Below are 13,468 nucleotides of genomic sequence, written 5' to 3' on the forward strand. Positions count from 1 at the left end.
TCTTTTTCCATGCTTATTTCTCAATCAAAGCAGTTGCGGCTGCTAGAGAGCGTTCATGTGTGATAGCAAGATGAAGCTTGATGATTTGACCTTCCCAACCCAGCCTATTGAGCGAAGCAATCGATAAAGTACAAATGGGTTTCCCCCGCTCATCTGGCAGCACTTCAATGTCCTTAAACCCCACGATAGCGCCTATCCCGCAGCCCAGCGCCTTCACAACGGCTTCTTTGGCCGCGAACCGGCCGCTTATATACTCTAATGCCCGGCGCGGCTGCAAGCTCATCCAGCCTATGTATTCTTGCTTTGTTAGCACCCTGGAGGCGAATTTATCCTTGCCCGGTCCCGCGAGCAACTTAGCCATCCGCTCCAGCTCGACGACATCTAATCCAATTCCAACAATCATTCTGCTCCGTTAAATTCCAGGGATGGGAAGTCGTTTATGCTCTGTACGCAGATAATACTTTTCTAGTAATTCCTTGGCTTTGGGATCGATTTCTTTACCTTCAAGGTAGTCACTATTGTCATCATAAGTTACTCCGAGCTCGCTCTCATCGGTTTGCCCTTGCCACAATCCAGCTGTCGGAGCCTTATCTACAATTTCAGCAGGAACTCCCAAATGTTTCGCAAGCTGCCGAATTTGACGTTTGTTCAGGCTGCTCAGCGGAGTAATATCCACAGCGCCGTCACCCCATTTGGTGAAAAACCCCGTTAAAGCTTCGGAAGCATGATCAGTACCCACTACAAGCAAATTAAGATCAAACGCCAATGCATATTGGACAACCATACGAGTGCGAGCTTTAACGTTTCCTTTACCCCCGCGGCTAATATGACGATTAATGTCTATTGCTTTGAAAGCGTACTCTGTCTCTAGCGCAATCTCGTCAACGGCTTCGGCAATATTCGTCTCTACCTTATGCTTAAGCTGGAATGCTTCAGCCACTGCATAGCTATGATGAATATCCTCCTGCTCGCCATAGGGCTGGAATACGCCCAGCGTCATGTAATCTTTGCCCGTTTCTTGAGTTAGCTCGTCCGTCGCACGCTTGCACAGTCCTACGGCTACTGCACTGTCCACACCGCCGCTAATCGCAATTAAGAGGCCGGTAGCACCTGCTTGTTTAACATATTCTTTCATAAAATTAACTCTACGTTCAATCTCCTGATCCACGTTAATCGTCGGTGCTACTCCTAGCTTTGCAATGATTTCTTTTTGTAAAGCCATTTGCATATCCCTCCTAATCAATCGACTGTCCTAATTTATGCTCAACAAAAATATCCCGTTGGCCCCGCCAGAAAGGCGAAAGCTTCCGGGATGATTTGAATTTAACGGCAAAAACGATCAAATGCATCCGTCAGATCAGCGGCGATATCGCCTGCACTGCGGTTCTCGATTTGATGTCTCTCAATAAAGTGGACAAGCTCTCCATCTTTCATTAAAGCGATAGATGGTGAAGAGGGCGGATAAGGCAAGAAATATTCACGCGCCTTAGCTGTTGCTTCCTTGTCCTGTCCGGCGAACACTGTAAACGTGTGATCCGGCAATACATCATGATGCAACGCTTCTGCGACACCTGGACGACATTGACCGGCTGCACAGCCGCATACGGAATTAATTACGACTAATGCAGTACCTGATGCTGTTGGCAGCTTTGCTTCTACATCTTCAGGTGTTCTTAATTCTTGAATGCCCAACCGAGTCAAGTCATCACGCATCGGTTGAACCATATCCGTCATATATCTTTCGAAAGACATCGACATAGGGAGGCCCTCGCTTTCCGGATCTAGAAATTGGCGGTTGATTATTCCGCTATTACTCCATTATAACGCTCCGCAATAAGCTCCGTCAAAGCAAGTCATTCATCTGCCAGTAGAATATAAATAGTACCCGAGCGATTACAACCGGTATTAACTGCATAAATCGCAGCGCAACCGGCCCCATCGCCCAGGCCCTAAGGTTCGTCCAGCACTTCCGGTACTGGGAAATATTGATCTTCGCCCGGTTCATCCGAAGCGGATACCGCATGAGTGGGGTGCATAAATAGAGCCGATGTCGGCGCAATTCCGCGTTCAAACAGATCCCGATTTTCAGGTGTTCGAAATCCGATATCCTTGTACGGATGAACCCATTGCTCCCCCGCCATGATGGACGGATCCGTATCTTTACTCCACTTTTCCAATGGCGAATTTTCTGAGACGTAATCGTGATCGCCGATAATGACCCCATGGGCATTAACGAACGGCTCCCGCGGACCCCGGTTGTCGCGGAATTCCGATCGAAAATCAATTTCGAAAGGATCTAACTCCGAATCGTCATGCCCCGAAGCAGGCATCATGCTTGCATAAGGCTTATTCAGCTGCTCATACATAACATATGCACCGCATGGCTGTAATTCAAGTAGACGGACGGTTAGGGCCGTCCAGTTTTTTATCAAATCCCGGGGTTAACGGTGATCGATCTTTCTTGGTTCGACCTTGGTCTTTCCGTCCGGATTTCGACGGTCCTTGCAGGCTTGGCATGGAAGCAGCCTCCTTATCTGGTTGAATCTTCGGTAGTTTAACCTAATCAAAGGTTCTTATGCCTACCAACAATTACGACCCGGCTTACAGAAAGAGACAATAAACGTTGTTCCGGTCCCTACAGTGGATTCCACTTGAATTTTCCCGTTATGTCTCTCTACGATACTAAGACACAAAGGCAAGCCGAGCCCCGTACCATTCATCTTGGTCGTGTAGAAAGGCTCGAATAAATTCACTAGCTTATCTTGGGGGATCCCGATACCGTTATCAATTACCCGAAGCTGCACGGTATCCTCGAAATTAATGGTCTCAATGCGAAGAACGCCCTTGTCATTCATTGCTTCCATTCCGTTTCGAGCCAGATTAAGTATAAGCTGCTTAATTTCTTTTCTGTTCATTTCCAATAAATCCATATGATTGCACAGCCTTAAATCAATGCTTTGCCCTCTCATGTTCGCATCCGCCCACATTAAAGGTATTAATTTATTGATAATCTCATGAAGATCACTAGGCTCTTTGGGAACGATTCGATTTTGTGCCAACGATAGAAAATCGTTAATAATTGCATTAGTACGATCTAATTCGTCCAGCACGATTCGGAAGTAGGACTGCTGGTCTTGGGGGCTCCGTTCGTTAAGCAGCTGCACGAAGCCACGAATGACAGCCATAGGATTTCTTATTTCATGAGTAATGCTTGCGGCCATTTGTCCAACGAGACTGAGTCGTTCCATCTTACCGACTTCGTCTTTCAAGCTTTGAAGCTCTGAGATGTCATGACCGATGAATAATACTCCTTCCGTAACCTCAGCAGAGATATCTTTGATGGGGCAAATAATTGTATAGTAGGTTCGGCCATGTATCTTCAGTATCTCTGTCAGTCTCTCTTCTCCTTGAATGACTCGCTGTATGGGATTGGTCTCGAACTGCAAATCCATCTTCTGCATGAGCAATGAGAAATCCATATTTAATACATTCTGGCGGCCAAGGGGCTGCAGGAACTTTAGCGCCATTTCATTAATATGGGTAATACGGCCTTTATTGTCGCTGAATATGACCATCAACGGGGTATTATCGATAAATTGCTGTAGTCTTCGCATTTCGTGACGGTATTTCTTAGAAACATCTCGAAGCTGATACTGCAGTTCGATTCTCTCGTAGGCCATTTCTATTAAATGAACGGATAAAAGGGTTACGATGAGGAATAGGGCACCATCAATGAGAAGACATAATGTATCGCGAAGAAACTCTGCAAAGGACATCTCAAATGAATATATCAAGTTCGTAAAAACTAGAAATGCGGTTAATACGGAACAAAGTACAGCTACGATTTTGAGTTTAGCTCCTAATCTGACGCTTTGCCCAAAAACCGAAATTCGCGAAAATAATAGAGGGACAAAAACAAATAAATACAATGTAAATAACATATATTCCCATTGATGTGATATTTGGACGATTTTTAATGATCCGTATAGAACTAAAAGAATCGATGCAGCCGGAATCCCACCGTAAAGAGAACCGATGATAATGGGAATATGGCCGAAATCTAAGAATATCCCCCGCTCGGTAATCGTCGAAAATTGTATACTAAGGATCATGGATAAACCGCAGACGATACAAAGGAAGATGTGCGAGTGGCGACCTCGTTCAAACCTTGAGTACCACACCATGAACATAAACACTGGCAGGAACGCGATAAGAACTTGCAGCAACGTATCTTTCCACATACTTACTACACTCCCCGCACAACAGTCAGCATTACACACTATTTCCCAATTATTTAATCATCTAAATTAAAACACATCTCAACTTAGGTTACAATAATACACATGTGAATGTTAAACTCATAAGAAAACGATAATCAGGAGTTTATGATATGGGATACGATGTAATCGTAATAGGCGGAGGCTCTGCCGGGTTAATGGCCAGTATTGCAGCAAGCAAGCATGGAGCGCGCGTTCTTCTGCTGGACAAAGGAGAGAAGCTCGGGCGTAAGCTGGGAATATCCGGCGGCGGCAGATGCAATGTAACAAATAATAAGGAAATCGACGAGCTTATTAAGCACATTCCAGGGAATGGCCGTTTTCTTCACAGCTCCTTCTCCAACTTTAGCAATAAAGATATTGTGATTTTCTTCGAGAATCTGGGCATCCGTCTCAAAGAGGAAGATAATGGAAGGATGTTTCCCGTTACGGACAAAGCTAAAACCGTTGTGGATACACTTGTGAATCAGGTGCTTAAACAAGGGGTCGAGATTAAGCTGAAATCACCTGTCGATAAAATTATATATGATCAGAATAAAGTTGCCGGGGTACGTCTAAAATCCGGTGAGCGATTGAAATGTAAAGCCGTTATCGTTGCCTCCGGCGGGAAATCCGTGCCTCAGACAGGCTCGACCGGAGATGGCTATCCGTGGGCAGAAGAGGCTGGACACTCCATCACGGAGCTTTTCCCGACGGAGGTTCCTTTGACGTCCAATGAACCTTTTATTCAAACGAAAGAGCTTCAAGGGCTTTCACTTCGAAATGTAGCGCTTTCCGTATGGAATCCTAAGGGCAAGAAGATAATCGAGCACCAGGGAGATATGTTATTTACTCACTTTGGCATCTCCGGTCCGATCGCATTACGCTGCAGTCAATTTGTTGTAAAAGCTTTGAAGAAATTTGCTGTAGGCAATATTGAGGTCGCCATCGATTTAATGCCTGAGAATAGCCTCGATGAAGTTTACCACAAGACAATAAAGCTCACTGAAGCCGAGCCCAAAAAAGCGATCAAAAACATTCTAAAGGTTATCTTACCCGAAAGAATGATCCCCCTTCTTCTAAAGCAAACAGGGCTGTCCGAGCAGCTCACTTATGACCATATCCGCAAGCAGGATTGGCTGCCGCTGGCCCAAATAATTAAACATTTTCCGATTAGAGTGTACGGAACATTATCTATTGAGGATGCCTTCGTAACGGGAGGAGGCATTAACTTAAAGGAGATTGATCCGAAAACCATGCAGTCCAAACTCATGGAGGGGTTGTACTTCTGTGGAGAAATCCTGGATATCCATGGCTATACGGGGGGTTATAACATCACCGCCGCATTCTCTACGGGTTATACGGCAGGTTTGAATGCGGCAATGCAGTAACAGGCTGCCCCTAAATGAACGCTAGGGAGCAGCCTCTCTGACAAGTGATACTATGTAGCTTCAAAATGATCGTAAGAGCCATCGTCGGTTGCGAAAGGCGGCTCAGGATCGAAGTCTGATGTGGCAGATCCCCGATATTGATCCTCCCAATCCTCATTCACCGTATGCGCTGGTATCTGGATGCTATCCATAGCGTAAGCATAATCCGTTACAAGTACGGCCTCTGCGGGTGCGTGCTCCATCAACTGACCGGAATAACACTGAACGATCTCTAGTGCAGAGGTCAAATCTTCATCTTCCACGTGAATGTGAAGACGCCCTCCCTCATGAAGCTGCGGCTCATATCCCAATTCACCCAGCGTCTCTCCAGCAATCCGAGCTTGTGCATCGTCAGGGAACTGGAACATTAGGGCGGTACGAATCATCTTATAATCCTCTCCGTTCGCAAAGTGAGATACAAACTTCCCGCATAGGCTTCCCGGATTTGTATGAGAATATTAATTTCGAAAAGCGTCCAGAGAATGGTTAATCTCCTTCGTCCGAGAATAAACCTGCTGATAAATGCGGAAAAGCTTCTCATATCGTTCGCTGGCATCCTCATTCGGAGTGTACACTTCTGCATGCTTCACGAAAGTCTCCGCACAAGCATCCAAGCTTGGGAACCACCCGCTGCCGTAAGCAGCCAGCATAGCCGCTCCAAGGCCGGGTCCCTGCTCGTTCTCAAGTGCAACAACATTCGCACGGAATATATCAGCTTGCATTTGCAGCCAAAGCGGATTCTTCGCACCGCCGCCGATAGACACGATTGTATCGATTGCTTTACCGGCTGCGCGGAACATGTCGATGGACTCATTCAATGAGAAGGTGATGCCCTCCATGACGGCCCGAGCGAAATGTGCCCGCGTGTGGCTTCCATCCATTCCGATGAAGCTGCCGCGAATTTTAGCGTCCGCGTGAGGGGTCCGTTCTCCTACCAGGTAGGGAGTAAACAGCAACCCATCAGCGCCTGGGGAGATATCGCTAACACCTTCTAATAAAGCATTAAAGGATTCTCCTTTAGCGAATGTATTACGGAACCAGCTTAGCGAATAACCGGCGGCCAAAGTTACTCCCATTGCGTAGAATGCATTCTCCTTCCCGTGGTTGAAGAAGTGCACCTTACCTTCGTAATCAGCGGAAGCGTCCGCTTCATAGGTTAAGACAACGCCTGAGGTTCCAATGCTGCACAAGGTAAGACCTGTTGATAGAATCCCAGCTCCAATTGCTCCGCAAGCATTGTCTGCTCCTCCGGCGAAAACCTTGGTTGCCTCACTTAGTCCTGCCTCTTGAGCCGCTTCCGGCGATACATCTCCAACATATGCGCTGGCCTCGACTAGCGGAGGACAGAAGGCAGGCGAGATTCCGAATGCATATAGAACCTCTTCACTCCAGCATTTGTTGGCCACATCAAGCATCAGCGTTCCTGCAGCATCGGATAGATCCATATGAATCTGACCTGTCAGTCGCAGTCTCAAATAATCTTTAGGGAGCAGGAACTTATCTGCACGCGCGAACAAATCGGGCTCGTTCTGCTTTACCCAGAGTATCTTAGGTAATGTGAAGCCCTCGAGTGCTGGGTTTCTAGTATCTGTTAGCAGCTTATCCCCTAACGTTCGTTCAATTTCTCGGCACTGCCCCGTTGTACGCGTATCATTCCATAAAATCGCTCTGCGAATAGGCTTATTGTGAGCATCTAAGAGGACAAGCCCGTGCATCTGCCCGGAGAAGCTCATGCCTTCAATATCCCGTGGGCTGACTCCCGATTGAGCTGCCAGCTCTTGAAGTGCGCTCATTGCGCCCTTCACCCAATCCTCAGGCTCCTGCTCACTCCAGCCGGATTTGTCATGATACAACGGATATTCGCGAGTAGCTTCAGCTTTAATGCTCCCATCTTGTCCTATGAGCAGCGTCTTGACCGCACTCGTACCCAAATCTACACCGATTACATATTTCATACGCCGAAGATCACATCATTCAAAGTCGCTTTAATTTGCTCCAGACGGGCGGACTCGTTACGGATCGGCTTCGCTTGAAGAACATAAGCCTCCAAGCTTTTCAATGTCGCTTTGCCAGATACAATCTCTGCGCCGATACCTTCCTTGAAGCTCCGGTAACGGTTATCAACAATATTATCAAGCACACGATCTTCGATTAGCTTGGCTGCTGCTTTTAAACCGCGAGCATATGTGTCCATGCCCGCAATATGGGCGAAGAACAAATCCTCGTCCTCGAAGGAGGAACGGCGAACCTTCGCATCGAAGTTCACGCCGCCGCGGCCAATGCCGCCTTCATTATTAAGAATCTCGAACATCGCCAGCGTTGTCGAAACGAGGTCTGTAGGGAATTCATCCGTATCCCAGCCCAGCAGCAAATCGCCTTGGTTCGCATCAATGGAGCCGAGCATTCCGTTAATGCGTGCCGTGCGAAGCTCATGCTCAAACGTATGCCCTGCAAGTGTTGCATGGTTGGCTTCGATGTTGAGCTTGAAGTAATTCTTCAAGTCATAGCTCTGCAGGAAAGCGATCGCAGTAGCCGCATCGAAATCGTATTGATGCTTGGACGGCTCCTTCGGTTTAGGCTCAATAAGGAATTGCGCATCGAAACCGATTTCCTTCGCGTAATCAACAGCCATGTGCAGGAAACGCGCCAGATTGTCGAGCTCTAGCTTCAAATCGGTATTCAGCAGGGATTCATAACCTTCGCGACCGCCCCAGAATACATAGTTCTCAGCGCCGAGCTCTTTGCCGACCTCCAAGCCCTTTTTCAAGGTTGCAGCCGCATAAGCGAATACTTCCGCATTGTTAGTCGTGCTTGCACCGTGCACATAACGCGGATTAGTAAATAGGTTAACCGTGTTCCAAAGCAGCTTTTTGCCTGTTGATTTCTGGTAATCCTTCAACATCGAGACGATCACATCAAGATTCTTGTTCGTCTCGGCTAATGTAGCGCCTTCCGGTGCGATATCCGCATCATGGAAAGCGTAGAAAGGAACATTAAGCTTCTCAAGCAGCTCAAAGTTCGCTTCTACGCGTGCTTTGGCTTTATCGAGCGGGGACAGTGAATCCCAGCTGCGAACTGCCGTGCCAGCGCCGAATGGATCTGCACCGCTTGCATTAAAGGTATGCCAATAGGCAACTGCGAACCGGAGATGCTCTTCCATCGATTTCCCGAGCACAATCTCCTGCGGATTGTAATGCTTAAACGCGAAAGGATTTTTTGAAGAGCGTCCTTCGTATTGAATCTTTGGAACATTAGTAAATTTGTTCATTTAGTATTTCCTCCTTGTAAGCGGTCTTATTTTCTTATCTGCCACCAGCATATCATGCCTAAACTTAGTTTGTCTATCCGTTAAACTAAGTTTATAACAATCTTCTATGGTATGATTAATGCAACTAAACAATAAGGAGTCATTAGGCTCATATGACTATACCCACAGGCGATCAGGCACTGATTAAAAGAATAAACACAGCTATTGTTATGGAGTTTATTTTGCGCGGCGCTCCACTATCCCGTGCGCAAATATCAGAGCGTTCCGGTCTGAACAAAGCTACCGTATCTAGCCTTGTTCAGGATTTAATCGACAATTCTCTTGTTAAAGAAATCGGTCGGGGTGAATCAAGCGGCGGTCGTAAGCCGGTCATGCTTGAGTTCATAGCCACGTCTGGTTACGCCATCGGCATTGACCTAGGCGTTAATTATATCCGCGGAGTATTAACCGACTTGCGCGGAATGACCGTTGCGGAACGAACCTCCTCCCTCCACCGCACAGAGCCTGAAGCAGTCATCGAGCAGCTTTGCGTTTGCATAGAAGCACTTCGGAGCGAAGCTCCTGCCAGCCCTTACGGAATTATCGGAATTGGAGTTGGAGTACCAGGTCTTGTCGACGATAACGGAGCCATCTTGTTTGCACCCAATCTCAAGTGGCGGGACGTTCCACTGCAGCGTCTGTTAACGGAGCGGTTCTCATTGCCCATTACCATTGATAACGAAGCTAACATGGGAGCGCTCGGCGAGCAAAAATACGGAGCCGGCCGAAACATTAACAATCTAGTCTATGTTAGTGTGGGGATCGGGATCGGTACGGGTTTAATTCTTCAGAAAGCACTCTACAAAGGCGCATCCGGATTTTCCGGGGAGATGGGTCATCTTTCGGTTGAAGCACACGGCAAAAGCTGCAGCTGCGGCAACCGCGGCTGTTGGGAAATGTACGCTTCCGAGCAAGCTCTACTAGATCAAGCCGCCGTACTTGGATATGATGACTTAGAAAGCTTGCTAGCCGCCGCTAGCGCTGGGCGGGAAGATGTGCTTGCACTGTTCTCGGGCATCGGTGAATATTTGGGCATCGGGATCGCCAATATTGTCAATGTGTTTAACCCGGATGCCGTGGTCATCGGCAATCGCATGAGCCAAGCGCAGCCGTGGCTGGAAGGCATCCTGCGACAAACCGTCGTGCAACGTGCGCTCGGGTTTCATCTGCGTAAGGTTCAGCTTCTATTCGCGGAACTTGGCGAGCGATCCGCTATGATGGGCGCGGCCGAAATGGCAATCACCGGATTTTTCACCAAGTTGAAGGCCACCTGAGCAAGTATACTTTATCCCGTTAGCATTTTATGTTATAAATAACTGTATAATTATATAGAGATTTATATATTGACTGATTCGCTAATAATCGAGGATAAGAGGCGGAGATGATGAGCGATAAGCTAGGCGAAATGGCGGAATTACTTAAGCTGCTCGGTGATCGGACGAGATTGGCCATACTTGGGCTTCTTCAGGAGCGGGAGCTATGCGTCGGCGATATCGTTGAATTATTGGGTACGAGTCAACCGAACGCAAGTCAGCATCTCCGCAGGCTGAAAAGCGCGGGCTTAGTTCGTGAAAACAAACGCGGGCAATGGGTTTACTACTCCTTGAACCTGGACGATTTTCCCGACTTGCGCGTCTTCCTGTCCCAGTTGCCCGGAAGGAAAGAACGGCTTCGTTCACTTTCGGATTTGCCGGGGCGAAACTAGAATTCATAAGAGCATCAAAAGCATTTTCTGGTCAACTTACTGAAAAAGGGGCCAGGGCAACTGTACCTACTGTTCAGACAGTATCCCGTACGAATCTTCCCTACAGTCATATATTGCGGTATGTGAATTGACTTGATAGGGGAGGTATTTTTTTGGCTGTTTTCGATACTGGACCGATTGATAACAGGGACGCACCGCGAACGACTCAGTTAACCATCCGTCTTTTTAATACGGGACGTATGCCTGCGATTGCTGGTGTCGAAGCCTACCATATCAATCCGACAGGAGATGGGTTTGCGAGTGAAACACTTTATGTGGTCGAACTCGTTTCCCTTAATCCATTCGGAACCCCTGGCTCTTCTTTTACGGTAGACAACGTCTTTGCAGTCCTGGACGTATTCGGCGTTCGTGTCATTACAAGCGGACTGGGTGCGAACGACATCGCCGTTACCATTTTGGAAAAAGGCTCGGATGGACAAATCATCGATAAACACGTGATGGAAGGTGAGTTAACTCAAATTGAGGAATTACTGTTTGCCTATGTTTCAAATTTTATTAGTTCTACAGTATCGGTGATTAACACGGCAAGTAATACCGTTATTGCAACCTTGCCGGCAGGAGCATTTCCTATCGGTATCGCAATTACCCCGATTCTTTTGTTTTAAGAAGAAATTCAATCCTTTTCCGCGATTCATTCGTATCTTCAAACAAAAAAGCCGATAGCTACCGGATACTTTCCCGGTTCTACTCGGCTTCTTTAACCTTTTCCATATTCCTCTTGAGTAAATCTCTGCCCCTCTTCAAGCGCGACTTTACCGTATTCATCTTGACCCGATTGGCCTCAACGATCTCCTCCATGGACATATCCAGCACATAACGCTGATAGACCATAAGGCGATAGGCCTTGGGCAGCTTTGCAATCGCATCCTGTAATAATTGAGAGGTTTCCTTGAGGATGAGTATATCCTCCGGCCGCTCCGATTGGGCAGCTTTGTTCTCCCAGCCCTCATGCATCATCATGGGATGGGCTAACGTAAGCTTTGTATTTCTTTTACGCAATATATCTATACAAATATTCTTGGTCGTTGTGAAGATCAATGAGGATACAGATCCTGCAGGATCTAGACGCTCAAAGTTCATATAAAGCTTAATGAATGTTTCTTGAACGGCTTCCTCGCTATCCATTTTACTGCGCAGGATTTTCCAAGCGAAGCTAAAAATTTTATCCTTGTAGTGCTCAAAGAGCTGCTCATAGGAGATAACTGGCGTTCCCCTATTTACTGTATGCTGCATGTCCATGGGTTTCCGCCTCATTTCTGAAACTTCAATTCCTCTTATTATACCAGAGGAGAGCGCATGTGCATGAAATTCTCAGAAAATTCGCAGAAAATACACCATTGGCAATTTCACCATACCTGCCTTGACTTATAACAACACTGTTGGTCTACCGTGTACCCGGTATAAATTTCTTGATCCAGCTGCCGAAGCTCGCAGGATTACGCGTCTGAACGAGGACAACGCCCTCACCTCTAAACCTGCATACTAAGGCCTCGCCGCTCGTTATACTGGAGAACCAACCCTTTGAAGCTTTTTCGATCGAATAATGCACATAATCCGGCCATGCAACCAAGTGTCCATTATCGATAATTCTCTCTTCGCCCGGCTCAAGGTTAATGGCATGAATAGCTCCATAAGAGGATAGGAATACGGTGCCTGTCCCACTTATCTCGATAATAAAGAAGCCTTCTCCAGAAAGGAGCCCCCGACTTAGATTTTGCATTTTCGTATTTACTTGAATTCCACTGGTACCTGCTAGAAAGCCGTCCTTTTGCACGAATAATCGATAGGAGCCATCCAGCTCCACAGACTGAATATCGCCCAGCGAAGCAGGTGCCAGCAGTACCTCTCCTCCGCCTTTAGAAGCTGACAGCTCTTGAAAAAAGAACGTTTCTCCGCTTAGCATTCTTCCCAATCCCCGCATGATCCCGCCATCCGTAGTGCCTTTAAGATCGACATTCGGAGACATAGAAACCATCGCGCCCGATTCCGCCTTGACACTTTCCCCTGCATCTAGATGAATCTTCAATAGAGCAAATGCTCCTTGATATAGAACCTCATGCTTCATAGATAATCCTCCACTAATTAGATTTCTTGAATACTCATCTTATTGTGTTAAAAACGCCTCTTGTCCTTATTCAGATCCCGCAGAAAGCTGTCCGGGTCAATTAATCCCTTCATTCTGTTCGAGGCATCCTTATAAATGCGGGTGATCTCTTGAACCTTATCGAACTCTTCGTTTCCAGGACCTAAATCCTCATAGAACATCTTCTGGAGCAGCGTATTATAGAGCTCCAGGCGTTGCTCGATGGATTGTAATTCCTGACTTACAATTTCTTCAAAAGTATGGCTTCTAATCCATTGATCCACGGTGTCTTCTGTATCAGCTTCTATATCCTCATCGTATCTGCGGTCGGAACCTCGACCTCTTTCCCCAGCTCCAGATACGTCAATGGAAGTTCTAAGCGTCGAGATCAGTATTCTCTCTTTGGCCAACATGACCTGAAAAGGCTTGTTCGCCAATAAATCCGCCACCACAAGGCGACACATATCCGGGTTGCCCAGCAACGTTGCGTCAAACGGATGCAGAATCCATTGGTTTTCTTTATAAAAGAGATTAAACTCGAACCATTCTCCCCCATAATTCAGGCGTACGTTAATTGTGTCGGGGTCTAAGATTTCATAAGTAAAATCCAACTGGCTTCTCCTCCCG

At 46.9% G+C, this 13,468-nt stretch carries 16 protein-coding genes; 4 read left to right on the forward strand and 12 right to left on the reverse strand.

Annotated features, from left to right (window positions below):
- Nucleotides 1–13: 13 nt before the first annotated feature.
- From acpS to ACESLK_RS00450, 6 genes are all read right to left on the reverse strand, one after another.
- Complete coding sequence (acpS, locus tag ACESLK_RS00425) at nucleotides 14–403, reverse strand: holo-ACP synthase (protein WP_372660497.1); 390 nt, start codon at nucleotides 401–403, stop codon at nucleotides 14–16.
- Nucleotides 404–412: 9 nt separating this feature from the next.
- Nucleotides 413–1,222, reverse strand: coding sequence for an ammonia-dependent NAD(+) synthetase (gene nadE, locus ACESLK_RS00430; protein WP_372660500.1), 810 nt, complete (start codon nucleotides 1,220–1,222; stop codon nucleotides 413–415).
- A 101-nt stretch (nucleotides 1,223–1,323) separates the two neighbouring features.
- The gene (locus ACESLK_RS00435) at nucleotides 1,324–1,758 is read right to left on the reverse strand and encodes a BrxA/BrxB family bacilliredoxin (protein ID WP_372660503.1); all 435 of its coding nucleotides are present in this window, start codon (nucleotides 1,756–1,758) and stop codon (nucleotides 1,324–1,326) included.
- Nucleotides 1,759–1,949: 191 nt separating this feature from the next.
- The gene (locus ACESLK_RS00440; RefSeq protein WP_372660506.1) at nucleotides 1,950–2,366 is read right to left on the reverse strand and encodes a DUF3905 domain-containing protein; all 417 of its coding nucleotides are present in this window, start codon (nucleotides 2,364–2,366) and stop codon (nucleotides 1,950–1,952) included.
- A gap of 25 nt (nucleotides 2,367–2,391) precedes the next feature.
- Nucleotides 2,392–2,517 carry a spore protein gene (locus ACESLK_RS00445; protein WP_372660509.1) on the reverse strand — a complete coding sequence of 42 codons (126 nt, stop codon included), beginning with the start codon at nucleotides 2,515–2,517 and terminating at the stop codon, nucleotides 2,392–2,394.
- 62 nt (nucleotides 2,518–2,579) lie between these two features.
- Entirely contained in the window at nucleotides 2,580–4,241 is a 1,662-nt protein-coding gene (locus tag ACESLK_RS00450; RefSeq protein WP_372660512.1) for an ATP-binding protein, read from the reverse strand.
- A gap of 149 nt (nucleotides 4,242–4,390) precedes the next feature.
- Between ACESLK_RS00450 and ACESLK_RS00455 the strand changes: the two genes are divergently transcribed.
- Nucleotides 4,391–5,647, forward strand: a complete 1,257-nt coding sequence (locus tag ACESLK_RS00455) for a BaiN/RdsA family NAD(P)/FAD-dependent oxidoreductase (RefSeq protein WP_372660515.1) — start codon at nucleotides 4,391–4,393, stop codon at nucleotides 5,645–5,647.
- A 50-nt stretch (nucleotides 5,648–5,697) separates the two neighbouring features.
- Here the strand turns inward: ACESLK_RS00455 and ACESLK_RS00460 are convergent, their stop codons facing one another.
- The 3 genes from ACESLK_RS00460 to xylA form a co-directional block, all read right to left on the reverse strand.
- On the reverse strand, nucleotides 5,698–6,072 hold the full coding sequence (locus tag ACESLK_RS00460) for a hypothetical protein (RefSeq protein WP_372660518.1): 375 nt from the start codon (nucleotides 6,070–6,072) through the stop codon (nucleotides 5,698–5,700).
- A gap of 72 nt (nucleotides 6,073–6,144) precedes the next feature.
- Nucleotides 6,145–7,641: a xylulokinase gene (gene xylB, locus ACESLK_RS00465; RefSeq protein ID WP_372660520.1), complete on the reverse strand. Its 1,497-nt coding sequence runs from the start codon at nucleotides 7,639–7,641 to the stop codon at nucleotides 6,145–6,147.
- Nucleotides 7,638–8,954 carry a xylose isomerase gene (xylA, locus tag ACESLK_RS00470; RefSeq protein ID WP_372660523.1) on the reverse strand — a complete coding sequence of 439 codons (1,317 nt, stop codon included), beginning with the start codon at nucleotides 8,952–8,954 and terminating at the stop codon, nucleotides 7,638–7,640. The genes xylB and xylA overlap by 4 nt, the downstream gene beginning before the upstream one ends.
- Before the next feature lie 152 nt (nucleotides 8,955–9,106).
- Between xylA and ACESLK_RS00475 the strand changes: the two genes are divergently transcribed.
- The 3 genes from ACESLK_RS00475 to ACESLK_RS00485 all read left to right on the forward strand — a co-directional run bounded on the left by ACESLK_RS00475 (nucleotide 9,107) and on the right by ACESLK_RS00485 (nucleotide 11,363).
- Nucleotides 9,107–10,267 (forward strand): ROK family protein, encoded by a 1,161-nt coding sequence (locus ACESLK_RS00475; protein WP_372660527.1) that lies wholly within the window; start codon nucleotides 9,107–9,109, stop codon nucleotides 10,265–10,267.
- 110 nt (nucleotides 10,268–10,377) lie between these two features.
- On the forward strand, nucleotides 10,378–10,698 hold the full coding sequence (locus ACESLK_RS00480; RefSeq protein ID WP_372660530.1) for an ArsR/SmtB family transcription factor: 321 nt from the start codon (nucleotides 10,378–10,380) through the stop codon (nucleotides 10,696–10,698).
- Between the two features lie 152 nt (nucleotides 10,699–10,850).
- Entirely contained in the window at nucleotides 10,851–11,363 is a 513-nt protein-coding gene (locus ACESLK_RS00485; RefSeq protein WP_372660533.1) for a hypothetical protein, read from the forward strand.
- Nucleotides 11,364–11,442: 79 nt separating this feature from the next.
- Here the strand turns inward: ACESLK_RS00485 and ACESLK_RS00490 are convergent, their stop codons facing one another.
- From ACESLK_RS00490 to ACESLK_RS00500, 3 genes are all read right to left on the reverse strand, one after another.
- Entirely contained in the window at nucleotides 11,443–11,997 is a 555-nt protein-coding gene (locus ACESLK_RS00490; RefSeq protein ID WP_372660536.1) for an RNA polymerase sigma factor, read from the reverse strand.
- A gap of 145 nt (nucleotides 11,998–12,142) precedes the next feature.
- Nucleotides 12,143–12,823 (reverse strand): TIGR00266 family protein, encoded by a 681-nt coding sequence (locus ACESLK_RS00495; protein WP_372660539.1) that lies wholly within the window; start codon nucleotides 12,821–12,823, stop codon nucleotides 12,143–12,145.
- A gap of 47 nt (nucleotides 12,824–12,870) precedes the next feature.
- The gene (locus tag ACESLK_RS00500) at nucleotides 12,871–13,452 is read right to left on the reverse strand and encodes a hypothetical protein (protein WP_372660542.1); all 582 of its coding nucleotides are present in this window, start codon (nucleotides 13,450–13,452) and stop codon (nucleotides 12,871–12,873) included.
- Nucleotides 13,453–13,468: the final 16 nt, after the last annotated feature.

This window comes from Cohnella sp. (assembly GCF_041640265.1).
Lineage (GTDB): Bacteria > Bacillota > Bacilli > Paenibacillales > Paenibacillaceae > Cohnella.

Bases quoted from the DNA above. Each gene is read 5' to 3' on its own strand.
- ACESLK_RS00475 (WP_372660527.1), top strand. From the start codon at position 9,107: ATGACTATACCCACAGGCGATCAGGCACTGATTAAAAGAATAAACACA.
- ACESLK_RS00480 (WP_372660530.1), top strand. From the start codon at position 10,378: ATGAGCGATAAGCTAGGCGAAATGGCGGAATTACTTAAGCTGCTCGGT.
- ACESLK_RS00445 (WP_372660509.1), bottom strand. From the start codon at position 2,517: ATGCCAAGCCTGCAAGGACCGTCGAAATCCGGACGGAAAGACCAAGGT.
- ACESLK_RS00495 (WP_372660539.1), bottom strand. From the start codon at position 12,823: ATGAAGCATGAGGTTCTATATCAAGGAGCATTTGCTCTATTGAAGATT.
- ACESLK_RS00450 (WP_372660512.1), bottom strand. From the start codon at position 4,241: ATGTGGAAAGATACGTTGCTGCAAGTTCTTATCGCGTTCCTGCCAGTG.
- xylA (WP_372660523.1), bottom strand. From the start codon at position 8,954: ATGAACAAATTTACTAATGTTCCAAAGATTCAATACGAAGGACGCTCT.
- nadE (WP_372660500.1), bottom strand. From the start codon at position 1,222: ATGGCTTTACAAAAAGAAATCATTGCAAAGCTAGGAGTAGCACCGACG.
- xylB (WP_372660520.1), bottom strand. From the start codon at position 7,641: ATGAAATATGTAATCGGTGTAGATTTGGGTACGAGTGCGGTCAAGACG.
- ACESLK_RS00455 (WP_372660515.1), top strand. From the start codon at position 4,391: ATGGGATACGATGTAATCGTAATAGGCGGAGGCTCTGCCGGGTTAATG.
- ACESLK_RS00440 (WP_372660506.1), bottom strand. From the start codon at position 2,366: ATGTATGAGCAGCTGAATAAGCCTTATGCAAGCATGATGCCTGCTTCG.
- acpS (WP_372660497.1), bottom strand. From the start codon at position 403: ATGATTGTTGGAATTGGATTAGATGTCGTCGAGCTGGAGCGGATGGCT.
- ACESLK_RS00435 (WP_372660503.1), bottom strand. From the start codon at position 1,758: ATGTCGATGTCTTTCGAAAGATATATGACGGATATGGTTCAACCGATG.
- ACESLK_RS00490 (WP_372660536.1), bottom strand. From the start codon at position 11,997: ATGGACATGCAGCATACAGTAAATAGGGGAACGCCAGTTATCTCCTAT.
- ACESLK_RS00460 (WP_372660518.1), bottom strand. From the start codon at position 6,072: ATGATTCGTACCGCCCTAATGTTCCAGTTCCCTGACGATGCACAAGCT.